Genomic DNA, 25,732 nt, shown 5'->3' with positions numbered 1-25,732 from the left:
ATAACGGAAGAGGAGGAATGTATTGCGACTCCTCGTCGATTTACATATTATTCAAGTTTAGCGCATTTCTGCTTAACATTTATATTTTATTATAGGGATTGACTATTGGACTAGATACACTAGGAGGACAAGTTATGTATGCTGAAATGATGAACAACAAGATCCAATCTTTAAAAGAAAGTGGACAATATCGGGAATTCGTTACAATTAACCGTATACGCGGACAATATCCCTTAGCAATGTTAAGTGGACAAGAAGAAGAGCAATCAGTTGTTGTTTGGTGTAGCAATGACTACCTTGGTATGTCACAACATTCAGCTGTAACCGAAGCTGCACACGAGGCAATCCAGTTGTTCGGGGCAGGTTCTGGCGGGTCGAGAAACATAGGAGGTACCCATCAACATTATAACTTATTGGAATCCTCACTTGCAGACTGGCACAATAAAGAGGCAGCTTTAGTTTACCCAACAGGGTACGGATCAAATGATGCCACATTACAATGCTTACTACGGCTATTCCCTGAATGCATCATCTTTTCTGACGAACTAAATCATGCTTCAATCATTAATGGAATCCGTAGTACTAAAACCGACCGTGCAGTTTTCCGACATAATGACGTGGAGCATTTAGAGGGATTACTTGCGGCACAACCCATTGATCGGCCAAAAATCATTGTATTCGAGTCCGTGTACTCTATGGACGGAGATGTATCCCCGATTAAAGAAATTTGTAGCCTCGCTAAGAAGTATAACGCTTTAACATTTATAGATGAGGTACATGCTATTGGAATGTATGGTCCACGCGGGGCAGGTATAGCTGCGGAACTAGGCGTAGAGAATCAATTGGATATCATCCAAGGGACCATGGCAAAAGGAATTGGAGTAATAGGAGGGTATATTGCTGCATCAGAAGAAATGGTTGACGCCATTCGCTCCTTTGCCTCTGGGTTTATTTTTACTACATCACTTCCTCCATCTATAGTAGCAGCTTGTAACGCAAGTGTTGAACACTTAAAGAAATCAGATGAGGAAAGAAATACTCTACATAGAAAAACGAAAATCTTAAGGGATGAACTTTATCAAGCAGGTATCCCTATCATGAAATCGAGTGAAACTCATATTCTTCCGGTCTTAGTTGGGGATGCCAAAAAGTGTAAGGATGCGGCTAAGCGCTTGCTGGAAAAGCATCGTGTCTACTTACAACCTATTAACTCGCCAACCGCCCCTGTAGGAACAGAGCGCTTTCGTGTTAACGTTACACCTAATCACACCGAGGAACAAATTTTACAACTAACAGATGCTTTGATTGAAGTTTTCCATCACTTTGACATTTCATTTGTGGAACGTACAGATGTGACTTTCCAATGACAGTTTTTATGTACATTTTCTGCCTCCTTGTATGGGGGCTGAATTTTATAGCAGTCAAAATTCAGGGTACACCTATAAGCCTTGAAGTGTCATTGACCTACCGCATTGCAGGAGCTGCCTTGTTGTTCGTTATCTTAGCTTGCCTGTCTCGCCCATCTGGCCGGCCTTCACGTAGTGATGCTTTGCCCATTATTACATTTGGAGTTTGCAACTTTGCATTAAGTTACCTCTTTTTGTATTATGGCACAATCTGGAGTTCAGCAGCGCTGGTGACATTAATGTTTTCAATGAAAGCTATATTGACTCCTATTGCATTGCGTGTATTTCTTGGAGAGAAGTTACATCCTCGAATTCTTATAGGGGGAATTGTTGGTATTATTGCTGTTTGTGTGGTGATTTACCCTCTTTTATCGGAAGAATTCAATTCAGCTTACCTAAAAGGGATAGGAATGGCATTACTCGGTACCTTGTTGACATCGGTTGGTGATGCAAGTTCAGCTCGAAACGCCAACCGGGGAGTTAATCCCGTCTATTCAAATAGTGTGGGTGGGATTGTAGCAGCACTTCTTCTATTTATTATCTGCGCCTTCGAAGGCCAGAATTTCTACATCCCAACATCAACCTCTTATCTTGCAGCGTTGGCTTGGTTAACGATACTTGCATCCTTTGTCGCATGGATGTTCTACCTCAAACTTGTCGAGCGAATCGGTGCATCACTTAGCAGCTACATGGTTGCCCTTTTCCCTGCTATAGGAGGGATTGCATCCGTTATAATCGGGGACTCAAAGCCAACTTTATATTTATTTTTCGGATGCTTACTTGGTTGTGTTGGGGCTGCTATTGCAATGGGGTTTCGCCTTCCTTTTCATAGAAGTTTGAAGAAAGATTTTAAAAGGAACCAGTTATCATCTAATAAAAAAATCACTTAACAAGTTTAGCAACTGAAATGGTCTAAAGAAAATTACTCTTGTTAGTGCCCGAGCCTATATATCCTTCCTTTACTTTGCTCAATAAAGCTTGGTAGGGAGGGATTTTTAATTACTTGGACTCACTCGTTCGTATCCAAATATCATTATTTTCACCTCAATTAAATTGAACAACCTTGAATGAACACTTTATACCCTGGCATAACAGGGTTTTATTTTGTTTGAACAGGGTGTACCCTGTACATACAGATGAATGTACGTTACATTCTAAAGATTAGCTTTCACTGATAGTCCTTATAAATCCTTCAAAGGAGTTTCTCTTATCAATTCCAATAGACGCCAGCAGTATGACCACAGCAACAAAATGTTTGGTATGAGGACGCCTAAACAAGGATATCTTTGTAGCTGTCGGATTGCTCAGCGCGCTGTAAATTCAAAACGTAACCCTTCAAATAGAGTAGGTCTCATCTTTCTAAATAAGCCTGCCCCCATTTAAAATGAGAACAGGCTTAAAACACTTGCAAACTAACTAAGCACTGAATGATCATAAACAGGTTCAATCCCCATCTCACTCAATTGTTCCCATAAACTTTCCATTGCCTTTGTTCGATCAAAATAGAATTCTCGGCCCCGGACTCTCCAAAACAACCAACCAGCACGTTCTAGCGATTCCTGACGCTGCATGTCTTCCTCAAACTTCTCAGGACCATGCCACTTCTCCCCATCGCATTCAACAGCTAATCGATCACGTAATCCTTCAATCACAAAATCGATTCGATAACGCCCTACTTGCACCTGTGGAGTTACTTTATATCCTTTAGATAGGATCATTCGAAGGACGTCAATTTCAAATGGAGAATCACACTGCTCTTCTAAGTTTTCGACTTGTTCATTAAGACGTGTTGGATTCTTACAGTAGCTCAACAATTTATATCGTAAATCATCTGGATTTAACCGTTCTAATTCTACGGAGTGGTAGAGTCTCATCTGGTTCTTGGCTCGACTTGCCGCAACATTAAAACGTTGTTTATCAGAGGATTTTGTTAAGGCTCTAAAATTCCGATCAGGAGCTACGACCATGGATAGAAATACTATATCTCTTTCATCCCCTTGTAAGGTGTAAGGATTCCCGCAAATGATTTTACGTTTTACAAACTCACGGTCCCCAATTTTTTCACGAATCAAATTCTCGATTAGTCTATGTTGTTTCAGACCTTGGAGGGTTATGACTCCAATCGTTTGATCATCAAATTTAGGGTCTTCGATCATTTCTCCGATGTCACCAACGATGGCCTCCGCTTCTGGAAGGTTAATGTCTTTATTCCTCTCATCATTGTAGCCTTCATCGACTTTTACAGCGTGCACGGGTGGATCAATTTTTTCATCTTCTAACGGCAATCGCAAAGGAATCATTTCCCCACCGTAGCTTAAGTCATTGGAATATTGGATGATCTCGGGTACACAACGGAAGTGTTCTCGCAGCATTAATTTACCTTCTTTAGGGAAGGTTTGTTCAGCAATTTCATATAACGAAATATTCCCATCAAACAAGGTTGCATTCGGAATCCCCGTCATGTACCGTCTCGTCAGGTCATAGACATCCTCTTGATTGATTCCAATCGATTGAGGACTAATTTGTTCATCATCGCCCACTACAATTACTTTATTTCCTCGCATTAATACATTGACGGAAAACAAGTCGCATTGGCTGCTTTCATCAAAAATAATGACGTCAAACTTGTCGTTTGTAACAGGGAAGTTTTCGATCACTTGGTTAACTGGCATAATCCATACAGGGATCGCGCTTTGAGCTGTTTTCATTTCTTCTCTAGCATCCTGTAAATGGTTCTGCGCATACTTACCTGTACCCTGACCAAACCGCTTAATATAAGACTTCCATGCAGACAGCGCTCTCTTCTCCCTCGCTGTTATAGATTGCACTTGGTTCTTCCAGGTGGCTGCACTTACGATTTCACGCACGAGCCTTCTTTGTTCTTTATGCTCGTCTTCTATCTGGCCTTTAAGAAGGGCAACATTCATATCTTTTGTTTCATCCAACCACGTTTGCAACTTCTTAAGCTCAAAAGCTTCTTTATAATCTTCTGGAAAATCAATTAGTTTTCCAACTGAAAATTCGATCCACTTTCTAGTTAGAGGTAAGGATGGTTTTAATGGATCGAGCAGCTGATAAAACTGTTTTACGTTCAATTGTTTCTCTTGCAATGTTTGTAATCTTGTCAAAAGGTCGCTCCATTTAGCACGATCCTTCGATTCAAAGGCAGCCGTAAACTCTTCTGTAATCGGGTGCATCTTTTCCTCGTCACTTAATTCTCTTAACAGTTGATGTTCCTTGTAAAACTCCTGGTCCCATTTACGGTATTTTAGATGTTCAATCGCTGTTTCCATCTCTGCTTTTACCTTTTTATTATCTATTGGTGAGTATGGATCAAGTTCATCAAGGTTATAATCTGCAATTTTTTCTTTAAATGAAATAACTGCATCAATCGATTCTTGGATTGATTTGAGCTCATTTAACCGATCCTCTAAAAGGTAAGGGAACCTTTTCTCTTCCAGTTCTATGATGGAATGCCCTATCTCTTCCATATTTCCATTGAATTTACGAGCTGTTTCTTGTTTTAGCTCTTCATACTTCAAGTAGGTTTCAAGTGGCACAATATCCTCTAACGTGTTGACTGATTTTCCATCAACCACAGGCTTTTCAAACAAATACTTGCATGATTTTCCCTTAAGCATAAAAAAGAAGAAATTTGGTTTTTTGCCAGTCTTTAAGCGTTCTTTTGCAATTTCTAATTCTTCTCTTAAAAAGGATAAGTCTTTATGAGGTAGATCTACTTTATGAGTAACAAGTTGGTTGTAGTATTCAAATAGTTGTTGCTTCGCATCTTCCGTTTCCTCAATTAATGTCCGCCAACGCTGCTCGCGTCCGCCTCCCGCACGAAAATCTTCAATAACAGCCTGGTATTCATTATCACTTAAGATCTCTGAAACATGGATTGTTGCATTAATACTCGCTAGTAATGGTTCAAGTACAGTTTCATCACTCGGAAGCTGATAGGTTTCCAAAATGTTCTTTCCAACATCGTTAGAATCAACTAAACTTTCTCCTCCGTCCATGAAAGAGGAGAACGATTCACTATTCCTAATCTGTTCATCTACCACTGGAAGTTCCTTATGAACTAAAGATAAATCGCCTTTATGTAACTCACCCCTTAATGCCCACATTTCTTTAAAATCTGGAGCTTGCAACGAAAATTTCCCATCTAGAGGCACATCATCTTGAATCCAGGAGTAATCAATAGTAGATTCTGAAAGACGTTTAGCTACGTCATACTTATATAATCTTTCTCCTTTATATTGAATGGAAGTTCCCTCTTTTTCCGCATATTCTTTGATTTGGCTTTTTAACTTTGATTCATTTCGCTTGCTTCGATCTAAATTATCCTTATTTCTCTCAATCACTCTTTCAAGCTTTTGAACATCTACTTCTCCTAGCTTTTCACTAATGGTACGAATAGATTGCTCAATTCCTTGCAGGGATTCTCTTCCTCCGCCAAGTACAGGTACACATAAATCACGAATTTCTTTAGGTATCTTGTTCTTTAATACTTTTAAAGGACTCTCCTTTTGACTGGTGATTAATATCTTTTTCCCTTCAGAGAGAAAATGCGATACGAGATTCGCGATTGTATGAGTTTTCCCTGTTCCTGGAGGTCCTTGAACAGTGACACCATGATGATGTTCAACCCTATTAACGATTTCTTTTTGTTGTTCATTAGACTCTAGGGGGAAATATAGATTTTTCTCAACTGAATTTAATCCATCTTTTTCAAACCCTTTCGCATTATCTTTTGAAAGGTCACTTTCCTCACCCAAAATGGATAGCACCGTTTCAGAAAGCTCAAATTCTTCACCTGAAGAGATTTCTTCGATTATTTGCTCTAAATCCTCTCGTAAAACTCTGGTATTTTTGCTTCTTAAAGAAAAAATAGAATAATCATAAATAATAGGATGTTTTTGTGGCTTGATATTAGTAGGTTCTGCTATGTACTCCCCATTGGCATCTATTAAATTAACGAATTGGGTATAGAAGTCCGAAAAGTCTTCGGTAATCCCGCTAGCTTGGATGCTAGAAGTCAATTCATTCACTTGGTCCATATTAGGCAGTTGCACCCCCGAGAACATTTCATTCTCAACCTTTATGGTTTCATCGACTTGATTGGCAGTGATGATACCTCTATCAGCATCAAGCTCCAGTTCCAGTTTTGTTGTAATAAGTGGAGAGCGAATGGTTCCAATTTTAGGGTCCGGATGCTGCCAGCAGAAAAGTCCAGTTCCATAAATAAATTCGAGAGCCTCTCCCTCTTTTTCAAAACGAGAGATCAGCTCAAAGTACTCCTCATAAAGACGCAAGACAGTTCTTTTCTCTTTTAAATTAGCCGCCCATTCCTTCCATTCAGCAACCCACACCTGGTAGGATTGCTTTCGCTTACTGTTTTCAGAAAATATTTCTTTTATTTCGTTTCCATCATCATCTGTAGCAACTTTTTCAACTTTATATGATGGATTGCTAGTTTCATTGTTATAATCAAAATTAATCCACCGAGAGATTAACTTGTCTGGCTTTGGAGGTTTTTCATCTCTTTCGTTAATGACCGGTCTATGTATCTCTAGAACATGCCCCTCTTTCTGACAATCTCCGAAGGTATAACAGCCTTCCAAATCATTAAGTTCATTTAAGTCCCAGTTCTTATCAAATTCTTTATAATCTCTAACTACTTTCCCAACAAGTTTATTCAAGGAAAGCATATATTCGAAAAAATTCTTAGCTTTCTCCATGGTGTTAATTGATTCCAAACGAAATACCCCACTTTACTTTTGTCGATTTACTCTTCTTACAATTTTATCAAACTTTTGTCTTATCTAACACCAATACCACTATTGTAATGAGTGGTAGTAATCCATTTAGTATAGAAACATTTTCTCATTATCGATTCACTCCATGGTTATTCCACTCCATTGATTCCATAAGAAAAATTGGTCCATTTCGTAGAGATATACACTTTATTCCAATATGCATAAAGTATGCAGAATTTAATAATTCATGAAAGTAAAAATACTTCACTCCACGTTCTAAGGCGGTTTTCTGAATTGGCACAATATTTGCATTATAGATAAGGTAAAAGGAGGAAGTATATGTCAGAAACGAAGGAAATGAAAAGATCTCTAAAGCTTATTCATATTGTGTTATTTGGTTTTTCGTTTATGGCTCTTGCTACGGTCTTTAGCACATACGGTATCGCTGCCCAATTGTCACATGGAATGGTACCTGGGGCTTATTTAGTTGCCCTTATTGTCATGCTTTTTACAGCATATAGTTATGGTCAGATGTCAAAAGCCATTCCATCAGCCGGGTCAGCATATGCTTATACACAAAGATCAATAAATCCGTACGTAGGATTTCTTGTTGGTTGGTCCATTCTGATGGATTATTTATTCATTCCAATGGTTAATTACTTGCTATTCGGTATTTTCTTTTCTGCAGCCTTTCCAACTATTCCTAAGTATGTTTGGATACTAGGAATACTCGTCTTAGTTACCTTGACAAACATGAGAGGTGTGAAATTAGCGACTAAAGCGAACGCTTTGATCACCATTTTTTCTATTTCGTTTATCCTTCTTTTTATAGGTTTATCTATTGAAGAAGTTCTAGGAGGAGCAGGAACCGGTACTTTACTATCTTTAAAACCATTTTATAACCCCGAAGAGTCAATTTCGTTTATTGTAGCTGGTGCGGCTCTTTTATGTTTTTCATTTCTTGGGTTTGATTCAGCTACAACTTTTGCGGAGGAAACTATCAATCCCGAAAAAACGATCCCTCGTGCCGTCTTTATCATCACGCTCGTTGGAGGAGTCATTTTTATTGCCGTTTCATACTTTGCTCAAAATGTCTGGCCAGCATATGAAACGTTTACAAACCCCGATTCCGCTGCTCATGAGATCATTACTTTTGTGGGAGGAAAGACATTTGCTTCCTTATTTCTGGCTATATATGCTATTACAGCTTTTGGTTCGGCCATGTCTTCACAAGCAAGTGCAGCCCGAGTGTTATATGCTATGGGTCGAGATGGACAACTCCCCAAAAAGTTCTTCGGCGCTCTGCACTCGAAATATAACACACCAGTAAATAACATTTTATTAATTAGTGCCATCTCCCTTCTCGCCTTGTTTTTAAGCTTATCCTTAGTCGCCTCATTTATTAATTTCGGGGCATTTCTAGCATTTACAGGCGTCAACATCTCTGTCATTGCCTTCTATTTTATAAAAAGAAAAGAACGTTCTAAGAAAGGTATAGTCCTGTATTTGATTATCCCATCTATTGGAGCTCTACTAGACCTATGGCTGCTGATTAACTTGGATGTTAATTCGCTAGTACTTGGTGGGATTTGGTTCGCCCTGGGCTTTATCTATATGGCCATCTTAACGAAAGGATTTAAACAAAAGCCGCCTGGAATGGATCTGTCGGCTTAATATTAATCGAAAAGGAGAATGAATTCATGACTAAAGCTGATTTAATTCTTGTAAGTGATGCTGTTTTTACTGGATTAAAGGACAAGCCAGAATCACTGGCTGTAGCTGTTAGAGGCAACAAAATTCTTGGAGTTGACACAAAAGAGGAGATTGATATTTTTATAGGTAATAAAACAGAAGTTATAGACGTTGGGAATAAGCTTATTATTCCGGGATTACATGATGCGCACCTTCACATCTTGCTTGGGAGTTTATTCAGTGATTACTGTGTATCTTTAGCTGATGTAAAATCTGCCGAAGAAGCTGCTGTCAAAGTGAGAGAGTATGCGGAAGAGCACCCTGAAAGAAATTGGATTATTGGTACAGGGTGGGACCACACAGCATGGGAGGAAAAGGTATTCCCCGATCGTTTTATATTAGATCAGGAGCTGCCTGACCGACCAGTTATGCTTTTACATGCAGAAGGACATTATGGTTGGGTAAATTCAAAGGCACTTGAAATCGCTGATATAACAGAAGATACAAAAGACCCTGATTATGGAGTTATTTATAAAGATGATAAAGGAAATCCAACAGGTATCTTAATCGAGACAGCCATTGCTTTAACTTCAGATTTTGCTTACAATTTTTCGAAAGATCAGTATCGGGATATGGTTGAAGCTTTCTTAAAGCAGGCAGCAAAGTTAGGGGTAACATCCGTAAATGATTTGTATGCCAGTCGTGCCCATGAGAAGCTTGAATCTTATTCTGTTTACAAAGAACTAGAGGATGAAGGAAAGCTATCTAGCAGGATTCATCTTTATCCACCATTGAATGGCCAAATCGAACAAGCAAATGATCTCAGGGAGAAATACTCTTCAGAAAAACTGCGATTAGCAGGATTGAAACAATTTATTGATGGAGTAGTAACCGGTTATACAGCCTATATGCTTGACCCCTATACAGATAAATTGGAAACGAAAGGTGAAACAGCCTATACGGAAAAACAGCTTGAAGAATGGGTAACTGAAGCAGATCAAGCAGGCTTTCAAATTCGTTTTCACGCAATCGGTGATGGGGCGGTTCGTCTCGGACTGGATTTATATGAAAAAGCACAGCAGATCAATGGTAAACGGGATGCGCGTCACGCTCTTGAGCATATTGAAGTCATTGCACCAGAAGATATTCCGCGTTTTAAACAACTTGGTGTCATGCCTTCTATTCAGCCTTATCATATGGCACTTATGCCAAGAGAGAGTCATACAACCCGTGTAAGTGAAGAGAAGCAACAATATATTTACCCAAACGCATCTTTAATTGAATCAGGAGCAAAAGTTTCTTACAGCACTGATTACCCGATTGCTCCGCTTGAACCGATGAAGGAAATCTATCATGCCGTGACACGAAAAGACTTTACGCTTAATGAAACGTGGAATGAGCAGGAAAAGGTAACGTTAGCAGAAGCTTTAAAGGCATATACATCCGGTTCTGCCTATAGCGTGTTTAGAGAAGATGAGCTTGGAACAATTGAAACAGATAAACTTGCAGATTTAGTAGTATTGGATTGCAACTTGTTTGAAGAGCCTGAACGAAAAATTCTTGAAACGCAAGTAGAACTAACCTTAATGAATGGCGAAGTAGTGTGGAAAAAAACTTCTGAAGAGGTCAGATAAGTACTTGAAGCAAAGGTTTTTTCCCAAAGAAAGAACCAAGCTATCGTTCACACCAACGAAGCTTGGTTCATCCTTATTACAGAATTCGGATCGATGCTAATAGAATACATGACTTCTATATCATAAATTTCTTGACCCACGTATATCCATAACGTGAAAGCACAACAGAACCTTCTACCTTTCTATTATCGAATAAGTCAGTTCCTTTGAATGGCAAGGGCACCTCAACCTCTTCTCTTGAGGTGTTAACGACAAAGAAAACTTCCTCCCCTGAACTAGGTGAAATTCTTTTTAATGCAAAAAGACGGGGATCTAAATCAAGCACTTCTTGATCCGCATACGGTGAAAAGGCTGCTTCTTTTTTTCGAATTTCTATCATTTCTTGAAGACCTGAAAAAATACCGGACCGGCGTGGATCCGTTTGGAGTTCTTCATGAATCGTATCAACTTGGAGTTTTTCTCTATTAATTCGCCGTGGAATCCCTGACTCCGCCATCCCCTCCTCATCATTTTTTGACCCTAATAAGGAGTGATAGTAAATAGCGGGTACACCGATGACGGATAGTAACACGGAATGGGCCGCTAGCATCTTTTGTACTTCATCTTCTACGGTAAGGTCTTCTTCCTTATTCTTTAAGGCTTCCGAATAATTGATGTTTAGCTCATAGACAGATTGGCTTCCGTCTGGATTACTTTTATACGAAACATCTCCGCCGTTTACTTTTACTTGATTGATGAGCTCCTGCTTTTCGTCTTCCTTCAACAATCCTTCTGTAGGGCGCATACCTATGCCATCGTGACTGGCAAGGAAATTGAAATAAGTAGCTTCCTTCGAAACGGGTTCAATGGTTTGAGCCCACTGAGTTAGCTTTGATGCATCATGCTTCATGAAACTATAAAGAACCAGTGGGGGCAGTGTAAACTGGTACACCATGTTGGCTTCATTCGCTCCGCTCCCAAAGTAGCTGATATTTTCTACATGTGGAACGTTCGTCTCTGTAATGATTTGGGTATGGGGTTGAAATGCATTCATGACCGTATTCCATAACTGAATAATGGCATGAGCCTGTGGCAAGTGAATGCAGGACGTTCCTGATTCCTTCCATATAAAGCCGATCGCATCTAACCGGATACTGGTTGCCCCTTGATGGGCATAGGACAGCAGGATATCTGTCATTTCAATTAGCACATCAGGATTCGAAAAGTTAACGTCTACTTGATCCTTGCTAAAGGTTGTCCAGGCTGTTTTGCCTTCCGTGCCGTATTCATGATAGAGTGGCGAGGTTCTAGGTCTGACCACATGCTCACTATTAAACTCTGGATCCTTAGGGATAAAGAAGTCTTTATACGTCGGATCATCTTCAAGATACTTTCGAAACCATTCGCTGGATTGCGACATATGGTTGGCTACAAAATCAAACATCAACCGATAATCATCGGAAAAGTTCTGAATGTCACTCCAGTCCCCTAACTCTGGATGAATCGTTCTATAGTCGCTTACGGAAAAACCATCATCCGAAGTGTAAGGGAACATCGGTAAGAGGTGAACATCGGTAATGGTGTCGCCGACTTCTTCCTTCAAAAATTGGTGTAATGTCGGGAGAGTTGGTCCCCCCTCTTCATATATGCTGTCACCATATGTAATGAGGTAAATGTTCTGTTCTGTCGGCGCAGCTGGGGCAGTCCACTTTTTTCTTGACCATTGTTCAATCAGCCTTTGGAATTTATTTATCACCTCGACATCCTTCTTGCCATAAATATCTTCAAGATGATCGGCAATCTGATCGATAAGTTCTTCTTTCATGAAAGTCCCCTCCTTTGCTGACTATTGAAATAAGCGTGTTTAACCTGCGTCCAAGAAAGCTCTGTTGTATCATTTACTATCAGATCCGCTTGTTTAAGATATGATCCCACACCTACCGCAAACATACCGCTCGCTTGGATCGACTGAACGCCAACCTTTGCATCTTCGACCCCAATCGAGTGCGCAGGATCCGCTCCCAAAGCTTCACATACCGTTAGGAAAATTTCCGGATCTGGTTTCGATTGCTTAATTTTAGCTGCATCTGCACAGTAATCAAATAAGTGCTCGATTTCCAAGGCATGCAGGACGGTTTGGGCATTTTTCGAGACTGAAGCTAACCCAACCGGAATGGATTCACTTCTGATCTCTTCAATAAGTTCCTTCATGCCAGGTAAAATGTCCTCTGGAGCAAGCTGCTGGATCAATCTTTTATAGTACTCATTCTTTCGATTGGCTAAGTCTTCTATTTCCGAATTTGTATAAGCATCTGCCTGGTTTCCATTGGCTAGAATCAGTGTAAGAGACTCGACTCGGCTTACACCTTTAAGGTTTTCATTAAAGCTCTCATCAAAATGTATCCCTAATTCATCGGCCAGCTGCTTCCAAGCTAAATAATGATAATGGGCGGTATCAGTTATCACCCCATCCAGATCAAAAACGACGGCTTCTATGTGTTGTGATGTCATCGATTAAGTCCTTTCTTTGTGCAATTCATTATCCCTATGCAGGGGAATTTCAAGTTGATCAATTAAACGATAATGTTGCTTCCCAATTTCGGCATCAATTGGGTCTCCCCCAACTTTCTCAATGCATAACGTATTCTGATTCATCTCTACCGTAATTTTTCTGCCTTTATAATGAAAGGGCAGTTTAAAGGAAGACCATGCTGCAGGAAGCGTAGGATTCAGTTTAATCCCTTCCTGTTCAAACGATAAATTCAAGAAGCTAAAGACAGCTAACCAGATGGAACCTAATGAGGCCGCATGAATCCCTTCATCTGAAGAGTGAGGGTTCGGTCCGAGATCAATTAAGCACGCTTCCTGGAAGAGTTGGCAGGCCAGTTCCTCTTGATCACATCTCATCGCCAAAATGGAATGAATTGCTTTACTTAGCGAAGAATCATGGATCGTTTTATCTTCATAATACGTAAAGTTCTTCTCGACCACTTCTTTAGAAAATATATCAGGGAACAGATATAACAGCATGACAACATCCGCTTGCTTCAAGATTTGCATCTCGTTTACTTCGCCTCTGGAGTAATCAAGCAGGATCGATTGGCTGCCTTGATTCTTTTTATACTTGGATAAGTCAATCGCAGGTTTTCTTAAAAACGTATCATCTTGGGGAATAAGCTGGTCAGCGTTCTCTTTCGGTAAATACAATCGGTTTAGAAAATCTTCCGCTGCCTTTCGAAATTCTTCATCTAGCTTGTTGAATGTATCCAATACTTGCAGCGTTTGTTTTACAACATGATGGGCCATGTAATTCGTATAAGCGTTGTTATCAATAAACTCTGTATATTCATCTGGACCGATGACATTTAAAAGGTGCAGTTGTCCGTCACGTTCTGATGTGCGGCTCAGCCAAAACTTGCTCGTTTCTTCAAGCATCGTTAGCCCTTTCGCGGTCATGAACTCCTCGTCATCGGTTACGTGATAAAAATGGAGAACAGCATAGGCGATATCGGCTACAATGTGATGCTCCGCTAAGGCTGAGGCCACTTTTTGCCGTTCGCCAGTTTTTATATTGATGGCCGCATAAGCAGGGGTCTCTTCCTTGCCCGTTCGTGCACTCTCCCATGGAAACTGGGCACCCTCATGTCCATTTGCCTTCGCTCGCTCTCTGGCTTCTGGTAATCTATTATACCGGTATTCCAGCAATTGTTTAGCTGCCTTAGGATCATTGTAAAGATGATAAGGTAAGACGAAGATTTCCGCATCCCAGAAAACGTGTCCTTTATAGCCTTCACCCGTTAATCCTTTAGCTGCCACACTAAGATTAGGGTTATGTTTCGGAGCCATAATCTCCAAGTGATACTGGGCAAAATCAATCGCCTGCTGATCCATGGGGTTGCTGGAATGGATCTCAATTCGCCGTTCGTTCCAGAAATCCTTCCAAGTGTTTTCTGATTGTTGTAGAATCCGTTCATATCCTTCTTCCGATAAATTTTTCACCTTCGCTAAACCGATATCGTTTAACTCGTCAACTTTTTGATCGATACTTGTATACACCGCATTGAGTTTTTCCATATGAAATGGTTCATTTTTCTTCAATGAAGCCGTAGATTCACATAGCAGCTGGCGATTTTCCGCAAAAAAATGGACATCACAGCTCTTTGAATAGGTGCATGTCGAGAATAAGCCAATGGTTTGATGCGATCGTGTTGTTGTATACGTACCTTGCATATAGGTTTCGTCATGGACTTGAACATGATCTTCCAGCAAATGCTGGCGGCCAAAGTTCGTTTGCTGCGCATCAATGCCTGTCCGCACTGTAATCGTTACGTCCCTGTTCAAGCTCTCAATACTCACTTTTGAAGCTAGCACATGGACATCATGTTTAGCAGCTAGTCTGCGAAACGTAAATTGCAGACGCAGGCCATCTTCTCTTTCCCAAACAACATCCTTTGTTAGTTCTCCTCTATCCATATGGAGTGTTCGGTCATAAGAAATCGTTTTTCCTTTCAATGAAGAAAAGACTTCTCCATCAATTTCCAGGTCCATCCCCATGACATCTGGGAGATTTACTATTTCCTCAGGTTCTTCTGTGCTCGAATTGTTATAAATGCCTGCGACAAATAATCCACGCTTTTGAATAGGATAGTCTTCCTCATGTGTGCCCCGAATGCCCATGTATCCATTTCCGAGTGTCATGAGCGTCGCATATTTGTTTAGTTTTTTGAGATCGAAATGGTCTTCGGAAAGCTTCAAATTCCTCATAAATAAATACTCTCTCCTATTTCAGCAGATCTGTATAACGCTTCAACTAGTTTCTGAATTTCATATCCTTCTGCACCGTTTGTAATCCATTCTTCCTGTGATCCTAAGCATTTATGGATAAAAGAATGAATCGAAAGTCGTTCACGGTCATCTGTATCGGCAGGGCCTTTTTCAAACAGAGTTACGAGTTCACCCTTCTCGTCTGTATAAATTTCTAAAGGATACAAGGTGGCACCCGCTTGATCTCCAGCAAACTCGATATTCAGCTTTTTCGTTTGTTTCATATGAAGCGCAAAGGACGTGTCGATTTGGATTAACCCGCCGTTCTTAAGTTCAATCGAGCCGAACAGCGAGTCTTCTACCCCATATTGATCAGGATTCCATGTGCCAAAAGAACCTTCTGATTTATACGGTCCAATCTTCTGAAACATGTTCGCCGTTACCTTTTTCACTTCTGGAAATCCCATGATGAAAAAAGCGCTATCCAGCATATGTATGCCTATATCGATTAAGGGACCGCCCCCTTGAAGGTCTTTACTAATAAAATTCCCCCAGCCTGGCACACCGGACCTTCTTAAGGCAGAGAGCTTGGTGTAATAGATGTCACCAAGCATCCCTTCTTGAACTTTGTTACGCAGAATAGCCGTTTCCTCTGAAAAACGATGTTGAAAGTTATAAGCTAGCACCAAGCCTTTCTCTTTGGCTAGGTCATTCATTTCTTTAGCCTCAGAAGCAGCTATACTCGGAGGTTTTTCACAAAGCACATGACAATTCGCTTTCAGGGCTTCCATAACATGATGGTAATGATATTTATTCGGTGTGCAGACACTGACGATATCCGGCTTTTCCGTACTCAGCATTTCTTCCAGGTCAGTGTAGGCATGGTCAATTTGATTGCGCTCAGCGAATGAACGAGCCTTCTCTTCCCTTCTGTTCAGTACAGCAACGACTTCAACACCTTCATAACTCCGGTAATTCGGAAGGTGTTTCTTCTCGGCTACATCCCCGCCACCAATGATCGCGACCCTCATTGATTTCAATGGATACCCTCCTTCAGCTATTCAGTAATGACTTTAGATAAGCGATCGATTGCTTATACGCTTCTTCCTGATGCTCGCCTCTGATCCGTCCCTCGATCGTTACATAGCCTGCATAGTTATCCTGACGAAGCTGAGCAAAGCATTCCTCGAAATCAATCGATCCAGTACCTGGCTGGTAGCGGTGATTATCCGCGATATGAATATGTTCGATTACGTCTCGATTGGCGTGCAATGATCCAACGAGACTATCCTCTTCAATGTTCATATGATAAAAGTCACCAATGATTTTTGTGTGTTGCACCCCATTCTCTTCAATGTATTGTCGAGCATCGGCAATCGTATTGATCATATGGTCTTGGTAACGGTTTAAAGGTTCGAGAAAAATCGTCGTACCGGTTTCCTCTGCTGCTTTTTCTAAATGAAGCAGAGAATCACTAACAGCTTTCCAGTCCTCTTCCTGACTTCGCGGTGATTCCATTGGAGGTAAGCGGTACGTAAACATTCCCCAGGCTGCCGGAACGACAATTCCTTTTCCTCCTACATATTGAAGAGCTTTTAAGATTTCCGTGATTTCCTTTAAACCATTTTGACGTTTCTCTTCTGAGAAATCACCAATCCAGCCGTCATATCCCCGCAAGCGGCATTGACGACAACGCCTGTTTCATCGATGGCGTTTTTAATTTCCTCTTTATGATCCACTAATAGCTTCCCGTCTATTTCAAACGCGTCAAAGCCAAGCTTTTTAATGTAGTGAAATTTCTCGATGATCCCTTCAGGAAAAAAGCTCTGATTTTGCGTTGCGAGTTTCATACTCTCCATCCTTTCTTTATCCGTGTTGGACTCCAAGCTTGATACTAAGATTTGGTGATTGATCGACATATTTCATATAAGCCTCTGCACTATCTTCAAAGCTTACAACCGGATCAATGATTTTTTCACAGTCCAGATGACCGTTCATGAGTAACTGCCAGCACGTTCGTTCAATCCGCTTCCGATCCCAGCGCGGATAATCACGATTCGGTTCACTCGCTACCCTTGAGAATACAAGGTTGGCATTGTTGAAATGGGCTTCCCGTCCAAAATTAAGTCCCTCTGGAAAAGGCTTAGCAAATGCGATATAGGAGATCGTACCAGCATAACCGGTTCCTTTTAACGCATCCTGAAGGGCACTGCTGATCCCGCTTGTCTCAACCCAAGCATCCACACCCTGTTTATCCGTCAGTTTTTTCACTTCAAAACCGGCGTCGCAGCTAGTGGGATCCAGGCACACATCAGCCCCTCCTTCTCTAGCAATCTCCCTTCGATGTTCAATAGGATCAACACCTATCACTAAGCTGGCTCCCATTTTTTTCACGAGCTGAATCGCAATTTGACCAATCGCTCCTAAGCCAGAAATAGCGACACAGTCACCTGGTCTAATATGCGCATCTCTCACGGCACCTAGCGCAAACTGGGCAGGGTCATAACAAACTGCATTTTGCCATTTTCCGTGCTCCGGCATTTTTAATAGTCTATGGTTGTTACTAGCATTCACAATCACATACTCAGAGATTGGTCCATACGTGCAAACACGATCCCCTACCGAAACATCCGTGACCTTATGGCCGGTTTCTACGATTTCACCGACTATCATATTTCCTAGCTTGAACTCACCGAACACAATTCCTTTTTCCGAGGTATCTTCCCTTGGAATAAAGCTTCTCCACTCCTCTGAAAACTCTTCATCCATGAAAGGAGTAATCCCTCGAAAATCGACGACCTCCGTCCCGTGTTTCGGAGCTGAAAATTCAACCTTGATTTTCACTTCTTCTTCCCCTAATTCAGGTGCATCAACATTTAGAAAGGCTGCTTCCCTTGGTTTTGTAGCGACTAGCGTTTTGATTTGTTCTTTTTGAATCATCCTTTAACCCCTCCATCTGTTACATTTCCTTTAATTAAGTTTTCTGATATAGCATACATAATGACCACAGGCAGTGCTGTAATAATCGACGCGGCCATCATTCTTCCCCAAACGTAATCAGGGTTACTGAATAATGCATATAACCCTACAGGTAAAGTAAAATTCTCTGATCCCGAAAAGAAAATCGAAGCGAACAGGAAATCATTCCAGGCGACCATAAAGCAATAAACAAAAACGGAAACAATCCCTGTAAATGAAAGCGGAATGATAATGTAGAAAATCACTTTCACTCGATTTAATCCATCTATTTTTGCTGCTTCCTCTAAATCCTTAGGGATCGTTTCAAAATAACTATTTAGCATCAATATGGCTGTGGGCAAAGTCTGAACAATCATTACGATAATGAGTGATGTTTTTGTATCGTACAGACCTAGCCCGGAGATAACCTTAAACAAGGGCACAACCAAAAGAATGCCTGAAAACATATATACTGTGTAAAAGCTAGCGTTGATCGTCAGACGCCCTCTGAAGTTCAACCGTGAAAGGGCATAAGCCCCGAATATAGCGATCCCGACAGAGATGACAGATGCTGTTACGGAAACGATAAAACTGTTTTGTAAATAATGAAGGTAAGGGAAGATCGTTGGGTCAAAGATGTCGAGAAAGTGCTGGACCGTCCAATCCTTCGGGAAAAATGTTGGGTTCCTTGAAATAGCTTCTTCAGAGCCTTTAAATGCCGTCATAAGCATGATAAAGAAAGGAAATAGACAAACGCATAATAGAACGATTATTCCTATATAAAAGGACGCTCTCTTTGCCATTTTCGTCGATCTTGTATTAACTGCTGGCATTTAAGTTCACCTTCTTCCTAATAGCAATAATTAATGTACTAATGATTAAGAATAGAAGAACGGAAATCGCTGATGCTTTGCCTAAATCATTAAAGGCAAACGCGGTTTCATATAAATAGACTCCTAGTACATTTACTTTGTTTGTTAATAAATAGACGTCCTCAAACATATAGAACATCCAGATCGTTCGTAACGTGATCACCGTAAGCATGACCGGCATGATGGCAGGTAACGTAACCGTTTTAAACTTTTGCCAGACGTTCGCGCCATCCATTTCTGCTGCTTCATATAAAGTTGGTGATATCGTTTGAAGAATGGCCAAGAACGCGATAAAGGCATAAGGGAAATACCTCCAAATCGCAAATAACACGACAAGAATGAAAGCACTGGTAGGATTATCAAACCAGAGAGGTGCCCGATCAAATATATGCAACATATCCCTGCCAATGTAATTGATAATCCCATATCCACTGTTGAACATGTATTTCCAAACAAAGATCAGTGAAATGGACGGAGTGACATAAGATAAAATGATCAGCGAACGTGCAATCTTTCTAAACCGAAATGGACGATTAAACATGATCGCTACATAAAGACCTAGAGCTGTACTACCCACAACCACCAACAGTGTGTAAAGAAGAGTAATACCTAGGGATTTATAGAACTCAATATTCGTCAATGTTTCTATGTAGTTTTCAAGTCCTATAAACTCTGCAGGAAACTCAGGGTTAATGGGTTGCTCAAAAAAGCTTATATAGAAATTGGAGAGCATTGGGTAGCCAATTAGCAATAAGATTAAAAGTGAGCTCGGTAATAATAAAATCAATGCTAATTTTCCATCGGAAGTTTCTCGTTTGACCTTAAACAATAGGTTGACCACCTTTCTAAACAAGATTTAACTGGCTGCAGGAGGAATCTTAATCCGCACCTAATATTTTAGAAGAGACTACACTTATTCAAGGACTTTATCCAACTGTTCTTGCGCCGCCTTTATCCCTTCTTCAACACTAGCATCACCAACCGTTACTTGATTCATCATGATAGGAATCGCATTAGAACTTGAAATGTCACCCATTTTCACGAAGTTCTTATTCTCTACTAAACCGAATACTTGAATTTCATTAAAGGATTCGGCAATCTCAGTAGATAAATCACCAAATGCGTTAATGACTTTATTAGATTGATAGGTTTCACTCGCTACTACACTTTTATGTACTGGCTGAGCACCACCTGGAGCCATGAGTATCCATTCGGTTGCGTTTTCAGTTTTGGAAAGGTATTTTACAAACGTTTGCGCCGCTTTTTTCTTTTGTTCTTCTAGCCCAGATGGAATCGTTAAAGAACTGACTGTACCAAAAACCGCCTCTTGTTCTTTTTTCGGAATGGCATATCCAAGGTTACTAGGGTCACCTTGAGCGTAAACAGCGGGTAAAATGTACGTAGAATAGATGGCCATTGGTGCTGTACCATTCATAAACGCGTCTTTTACCTCGGTCACGCCATTTGAGCCAGGCATCGTATATTGCGACAATTTTTTATAATACGTTAAGGATTCTTTCATCTCTGGAGTACTTAGAGTGATCTCCCCGTTAGCATTTAAGATGTTGGCATTATTCGATAGGGCAAACTGTGAGAAAGCTTGCTCAGAGAGATTCCCCTCTACAGTTGGTAAAGCAATCCCATACTTTTGATTGGCCTTATCTGTAAATGCTTCCGCAATCTCTAGCAGCTCCTCCCAGTTCTGAGGCTCCTCAAAACCTTTGGAAGCTAGCATTTCTTTGTTGTACCATATGCCCTGTACCCACCCGCTGATAGGGACGCCTCTAAACCCCTTACCGTCCTCAGTACGTACAAGCTTCAATGTCCCGTCAAAGTATTCTTCTTTCCCAATATCCTCAATGACGCTTTTCAAAGCATCCGTATCGACAAGAGCGTTTTTATCCAGCATCTTTGCATGCTGCTGCCCAACCTCAATAACCTCTGGCAACTCGCCCGCCTGAGCTAATGTAATGATTTTTGTCGACAGACTGCCTTCCTCGACGACCACTGGATCAATATTTATATTGGGATTGTCCTCTTCAAATTTTTGTATTAACCCATTTACTACCTTTAAGCGTTCCTGCTCTACAGAAGTATGCATAAACTCAATGGTTACTTCTCCCCCCTTCGATTGGCCAGTTTCACTAGAGCAGCCGATTAAAGCTGCAGAGAGTCCAATGAAAACAATTATTCCAAACAGTTTTAGTTTCATGTGTCAGCCTCCTGAATAGTTTTTGCTGCTTCTACCTCTGAGAAATCCATATCTCCTTTTACTAGACGCACTTTTAGGGACCGCTCCCAAAAACCTACAAAAAATATGACAGCGTTACCATTTGTGAAAATCATAATATATCTTTTGTTTTGCTGTCAACATAATATTTCAGTAAAACTCCTTATTTGAAGCCACTTATATCATGTTAAATACTAACTAATTTATGGAAACCCCGTTCTATTTCTAACCTAAAATAAAAGCTATTTGGTGACATACTTTAATAAGTTTGATACTATGTAATGGAACCGGTACCAAAAAGAGGTGAACAATAATGAATCCAACGATCTATGATATAGCAAAGGCTGCGAACGTATCAAAGTCGACTGTATCTAGAGTATTAAATAATAACCCTAATATATCTTCTAAAAGCAAAGAGAAAGTACAAAAAGCGATAGAAGAACTGAATTACCAACCAAGCAAAATTGCCCGCGGACTTTCTTCTGGTTTCGATGCTATTCTTGTCGTTTCTCGATCAACGACAACAACAAAAAACAACCCTTTCTTCTCTGAGATCCTTCACGTCATATCAAGATTTTCTGACGAGGAAAACTATGATGTCATACTCCAGACCTCTCAAAATGATGTGGAAGAAATCAAACGTTGTATAGCAAAAACCGCATCCAAAATTGTGAAGGGTATTATTATGCTTAGCTCTCCCTCCGATGAAGACTACTTCAAAGAAATCGATAAGTTTAACATTCCGACCATTGTCATCGGAAAAGTTGCCGGGGAGTATAAAAACATATACTCTGTCGACACGGATAACTTCTTAGACAGTTATAACCTTGTCCAATACATGATCGATTTAGGACATAAGGATATTGCATGCCTGTATTCTCCACAAGAATATCATGTGTCGATTGATCGATTAAAAGGCTATATACAATGTCTAAAAGATAACAACATCCCTGTTAAAGATGAGCTCATGATCGACTGTGGCTTTACGATGAACGAAGCTTACCGAAATTCCCAAAAGCTTTTCGAGCAGCAAGAACTCCCAACAGCTATCTTTGCTACAGATGATCTAAAACTGCTTAGCTTATATAAGAATTTAGAAGAGCATGGCATTTCGACTCCTTCGGGTATTCTTATTGGCGGCTACAGTAATACGGAGATTACATCTTTCCTATTCCCATCTATCATCCAGATAGAAAACCCAACAGATGAGCTCGGAGAAGTGGCAACGAAACACTTGTTCAAGATTATTAAAAACAAAGCTATAAATGATCGCACAGTTATCATTCCTACCGCAAGGACTGTCCAAGGATCAAAGTATAGAACGCAGCCGTTTCCGAAATAGGATGGCTCCGTTCTATGTATAGTTATAGAAAGAGCCTCACAAGCCATCCTTTTCATGAGACGCTTGAGAGGCTCTTATTTTTTTATAAAATTCCGTAATCGCTACCGAAACGGCGGTCAGGCGACTTTATCCGTAGGATCCGCCCGTTAGTTGAGTGATAAAAAGTTGACTGTATCCCTAATAGATGGAAAGAAGTTCTGAGAACGGAACCTCTTTGTTGTTTAGCACTGTGTCGAATACTTTCCAAGCTTATGAATGACATTACACGTGCATTTAATTCCGTTGAAAAAGTTGTTAACCCCAATATTCTCGTTTGGAGAATGGTTGGCTTCATCGAAATTCGCGTAAGGAACGACGACAGATGGCAAATCTAATATTTTTGTCCATACATAGTCCGGAAGGCTTCCTCCAAGACTCGGCTGCAAAATCGTCTCCTGATTGAAGGATTCGCTCACCGCCCCTGTGACAACATCGACAACCTCCTGGTCAGCTGGCGTCCTTGACGGTTTCATGTCTCCAAGATGTTTGACTTCAATATCAGGAGCATATTTTTCGACATGAGCGCAGAACTTCTTGTAGATATCATATGGGTCCTGATCAACAACAAGCCGCATATCCATTTTTATCGTTGCTTGTGAAGGAATAATCGTTTTCGTTCCTTCTCCACCGTATCCGCTCGTAAACCCAGCAATATTAAATGTCGGTTCCATCGTTAATTTATGATAATACTCTTCTCCGTTCATATCTAATTGCTTATAGCCGATTTTTTCGGCAACTTGTTCTCTGTCAAACGGGAGCTCTTTAATAATCTCTTTTTCCTTCTCCGTCGGTTTGCGGATATCATCGTAAAATCCTTCGATTAAAACCCGTCCGTTTTCATCACGCATCGTTCTTAACAAATCAATCAAGTTCCATGCGGGGTTCGGGACAATATTTCCTTTATTACCGGAATGGTTTTCCCAATCAGCGCCTTTTGCCGTCAATTCCACGTATAACATCCCTCTGACACCAAGTAAAACGTACGGTGCACCGCTGTCATGCATAGGACCATCCGATGTGTATACGAGATCGGCTTTTAAAAGTTCTTTGTTTTTCTCAACGAAAGAAGCGAGATTTACGCTTGCACTTTCTTCTTCACCTTCAAACACCATTTTGATGTTAATCGGCAATTCACCGCATGTGTCTAAATAAGTTTTAATCGCCAAAACTTGCGCCATCAATTGTCCCTTGTTATCACCTGCACCGCGGCAAAAAATTCTCCCGTCGCGAATGGCTGGCTCAAACGGGGGTGATAACCACTCATCAAGCGGGTCCGGCGGCTGAACGTCATAATGACCGTAAATTAATAATGTAAACGCATCAGGATCCTTTATAACCTCACCATACACCACCGGATGTCCGTCAGTTTCCATCAGGCGAGTGTTTATACCAATATCCTCCATCATGCTTTTTAATAATTCGGCACAGTCTCTGATTCCAATATTTTGTGCGCTAATGCTCTTCTGCCGCAGTAATGTGAATAACTGTTCCAAATATTGATCCTTTCGTTTCTCAACCACATCCGAGATTTCAGATAAGTTCACTGCATTTCCCTCTTTCCATATTAGTAATAAAATTGTTGCCATTAATTAATACCGCTCAGATAATTGTCAATGGCGATATTTTCGTTCGACGCATACGTATTCGCAAATGCGAAAGGTGCTCCAAAACCAATAATAATTGCTTGTGCATCAAGAATCTTGCGAGACTACTCTTAGCAAACTTTTGTACACCAATTACGCCAACGTTTCGGTTAAAGCGTACCCATCAAAATCGTAGCAATAACAATCGAGGCTGTTGTTACCGTTGTAAAACCGCCGACAAGCATAGGTGTCAAAATGTTATTGAGAATGACTTGTTGTTCCTCTTCATCCCTGCCGACACTTCTACTTACTTCTTCAGCCAAGATATAACCTGCGGGAAATCCAAACATAGCCGTAAGTGCTACCGGAACACCTAAATACGGATCCCATCTCAACACTTTTGAAGCAAGAAAACCTCCGGCCAAAATGCCAAACGCTCCAACGGCAAGAATCGAAAGAACGGCGGGAAGATAATCGACAAACATACCAATCGTAATATCGTTCATCGCAGATATAATTACAAAAAGTAGTCCTACCATGGAAATACCAAATGTGTTTGCGCGTTGCATCATTCTAGGCTGATAAAAACCGAAATAGGTGCCGATAATCCCGATAAATAGTGCCCAAAGACTGTAGTGAATGCCTGTAAGACTTTCGAGCCAGACGGAAAGAGAACCACCGATAAACAATTGAAACAACAAAATAATGCTCGTTTGATACTTTTCCGGGAGCCAGCTGTTTTCATTTTCTTCTGTTGTTGCGGAAACTTCACTAGTTGGTTTACCAGCAGCCGCAAATGTTCCAGCATCAATCGAAGCCCGAAGTTTTAATGCATAACGACGCAAAAGATTGGAGGCAAGCGGCATACCTACTAACTTTTGACATCCATAGACTAGCGCTGGAATCGTAACCATACTTGCCAAGCCTATTTCCTCAAGCTTTTCAAACGTAATAAGGGTGGCAACAAGTCCTCCCGACAGCGGCCCCGATCCAGAAACAGCCTCTTCATAGCCAATAATCGGAGCGACTATAAGAAGGATGAGAACAGTTGAACATATCACGCCGAAAAGGGAAATTAATATCGCTTTTACCTGGCCTTTTAGTAACCGAAAAGGTACTAGCGTTCCCATATGTACAATGAGCGGTGCAACCATCACAGCTCCGAACGTTGCAAGGTTTGATTTGTCAATAAGATCTTTCGGAAAAATGCCTATCCAGATTAAAATCAAATAACCGAATAAAGCAACAAGCAGCATTGGAATTCTTGCTCTTGAGATGATCGACAAAAATTCACCTACTGCCAATAACGCTAACATCAACATCGCTGCAACTACAGGTTCACTTAACACTTCGTTTCCCCCATTTCTCTACTCTAAAGACTGTGGTTATAGACGTCTCTCAGTCACACACGCCCTTACCTTAACGTATATATTTTTTCCTCTGTGTTTCGATAAACGTTTAATAATATGTA

At 40.7% G+C, this 25,732-nt stretch carries 16 protein-coding genes and 1 pseudogene; 5 read left to right on the top strand and 12 right to left on the bottom strand.

Annotation, left to right across the window (positions count from 1 at the left end; genetic code table 11):
• Positions 1-134 precede the first annotated feature (134 nt).
• Both hemA and MUO14_RS17510 read left to right on the top strand, forming a co-directional pair.
• Complete coding sequence (gene hemA / locus MUO14_RS17515; protein ID WP_244751874.1) at positions 135-1,367, top strand: 5-aminolevulinate synthase; 1,233 nt, start codon at positions 135-137, stop codon at positions 1,365-1,367.
• On the top strand, positions 1,364-2,296 hold the full coding sequence (locus MUO14_RS17510) for a DMT family transporter (protein WP_244751873.1): 933 nt from the start codon (positions 1,364-1,366) through the stop codon (positions 2,294-2,296). Before hemA ends, MUO14_RS17510 begins: the two co-directional genes overlap by 4 nt.
• A gap of 522 nt (positions 2,297-2,818) precedes the next feature.
• On the opposite strand, the gene MUO14_RS17505 is transcribed toward MUO14_RS17510, so the two are convergent.
• The gene (locus tag MUO14_RS17505) at positions 2,819-7,168 is read right to left on the bottom strand and encodes an AAA domain-containing protein (RefSeq protein WP_244751872.1); all 4,350 of its coding nucleotides are present in this window, start codon (positions 7,166-7,168) and stop codon (positions 2,819-2,821) included.
• Between the two features lie 339 nt (positions 7,169-7,507).
• Between MUO14_RS17505 and MUO14_RS17500 the strand changes: the two genes are divergently transcribed.
• Together MUO14_RS17500 and MUO14_RS17495 are read left to right on the top strand one after the other, a co-directional pair.
• Positions 7,508-8,842, top strand: a complete 1,335-nt coding sequence (locus MUO14_RS17500; protein ID WP_244751871.1) for an APC family permease — start codon at positions 7,508-7,510, stop codon at positions 8,840-8,842.
• Positions 8,843-8,868: 26 nt separating this feature from the next.
• Positions 8,869-10,494, top strand: a complete 1,626-nt coding sequence (locus tag MUO14_RS17495; protein ID WP_244751870.1) for an amidohydrolase — start codon at positions 8,869-8,871, stop codon at positions 10,492-10,494.
• Positions 10,495-10,609: 115 nt separating this feature from the next.
• On the opposite strand, the gene MUO14_RS17490 is transcribed toward MUO14_RS17495, so the two are convergent.
• The 9 genes and pseudogenes from MUO14_RS17490 to MUO14_RS17445 form a co-directional block, all read right to left on the bottom strand.
• The gene (locus MUO14_RS17490; RefSeq protein WP_244751869.1) at positions 10,610-12,298 is read right to left on the bottom strand and encodes an alpha-amylase family glycosyl hydrolase; all 1,689 of its coding nucleotides are present in this window, start codon (positions 12,296-12,298) and stop codon (positions 10,610-10,612) included.
• Positions 12,295-12,984 carry a beta-phosphoglucomutase gene (gene pgmB / locus MUO14_RS17485; RefSeq protein WP_244751868.1) on the bottom strand — a complete coding sequence of 230 codons (690 nt, stop codon included), beginning with the start codon at positions 12,982-12,984 and terminating at the stop codon, positions 12,295-12,297. The genes MUO14_RS17490 and pgmB overlap by 4 nt, the downstream gene beginning before the upstream one ends.
• Positions 12,985-12,987: 3 nt before the next feature.
• On the bottom strand, positions 12,988-15,237 hold the full coding sequence (locus MUO14_RS17480) for a glycoside hydrolase family 65 protein (protein WP_244751867.1): 2,250 nt from the start codon (positions 15,235-15,237) through the stop codon (positions 12,988-12,990).
• Positions 15,234-16,268 (bottom strand): Gfo/Idh/MocA family protein, encoded by a 1,035-nt coding sequence (locus MUO14_RS17475; RefSeq protein WP_244755646.1) that lies wholly within the window; start codon positions 16,266-16,268, stop codon positions 15,234-15,236. The genes MUO14_RS17480 and MUO14_RS17475 overlap by 4 nt, the downstream gene beginning before the upstream one ends.
• A 22-nt stretch (positions 16,269-16,290) precedes the next feature.
• Positions 16,291-17,087 (bottom strand): annotated as a pseudogene (locus MUO14_RS17470) (sugar phosphate isomerase/epimerase family protein).
• A gap of 16 nt (positions 17,088-17,103) precedes the next feature.
• Complete coding sequence (locus tag MUO14_RS17460) at positions 17,104-18,159, bottom strand: zinc-dependent alcohol dehydrogenase (protein ID WP_244755645.1); 1,056 nt, start codon at positions 18,157-18,159, stop codon at positions 17,104-17,106.
• A 14-nt stretch (positions 18,160-18,173) separates the two neighbouring features.
• Entirely contained in the window at positions 18,174-18,998 is an 825-nt protein-coding gene (locus MUO14_RS17455; protein WP_396265852.1) for a carbohydrate ABC transporter permease, read from the bottom strand.
• A gap of 16 nt (positions 18,999-19,014) precedes the next feature.
• The gene (locus tag MUO14_RS17450) at positions 19,015-19,896 is read right to left on the bottom strand and encodes a carbohydrate ABC transporter permease (protein ID WP_244751863.1); all 882 of its coding nucleotides are present in this window, start codon (positions 19,894-19,896) and stop codon (positions 19,015-19,017) included.
• An 84-nt stretch (positions 19,897-19,980) separates the two neighbouring features.
• Positions 19,981-21,279 (bottom strand): ABC transporter substrate-binding protein, encoded by a 1,299-nt coding sequence (locus tag MUO14_RS17445; protein WP_244751862.1) that lies wholly within the window; start codon positions 21,277-21,279, stop codon positions 19,981-19,983.
• Positions 21,280-21,610: 331 nt separating this feature from the next.
• Here MUO14_RS17445 and MUO14_RS17440 point away from each other — a divergent pair, with 331 nt between their 5' ends.
• A complete protein-coding gene (locus tag MUO14_RS17440; protein WP_244751861.1) occupies positions 21,611-22,639 on the top strand; it encodes a LacI family DNA-binding transcriptional regulator in 1,029 nt (342 codons plus the stop codon).
• A gap of 221 nt (positions 22,640-22,860) precedes the next feature.
• Here the strand turns inward: MUO14_RS17440 and MUO14_RS17435 are convergent, their stop codons facing one another.
• Together MUO14_RS17435 and MUO14_RS17430 are read right to left on the bottom strand one after the other, a co-directional pair.
• A complete protein-coding gene (locus tag MUO14_RS17435; protein WP_244751860.1) occupies positions 22,861-24,222 on the bottom strand; it encodes a M20/M25/M40 family metallo-hydrolase in 1,362 nt (453 codons plus the stop codon).
• 209 nt (positions 24,223-24,431) lie between these two features.
• Complete coding sequence (locus MUO14_RS17430; protein WP_244751859.1) at positions 24,432-25,610, bottom strand: hypothetical protein; 1,179 nt, start codon at positions 25,608-25,610, stop codon at positions 24,432-24,434.
• Between the last annotated feature and the right edge of the window lie 122 nt (positions 25,611-25,732).

It is taken from the genome of Halobacillus shinanisalinarum, from assembly GCF_022919835.1.
Lineage (GTDB): Bacteria > Bacillota > Bacilli > Bacillales > Halobacillaceae > Halobacillus_A > Halobacillus_A shinanisalinarum.
This window is presented reverse-complemented; position numbering and strand designations above follow the sequence as displayed.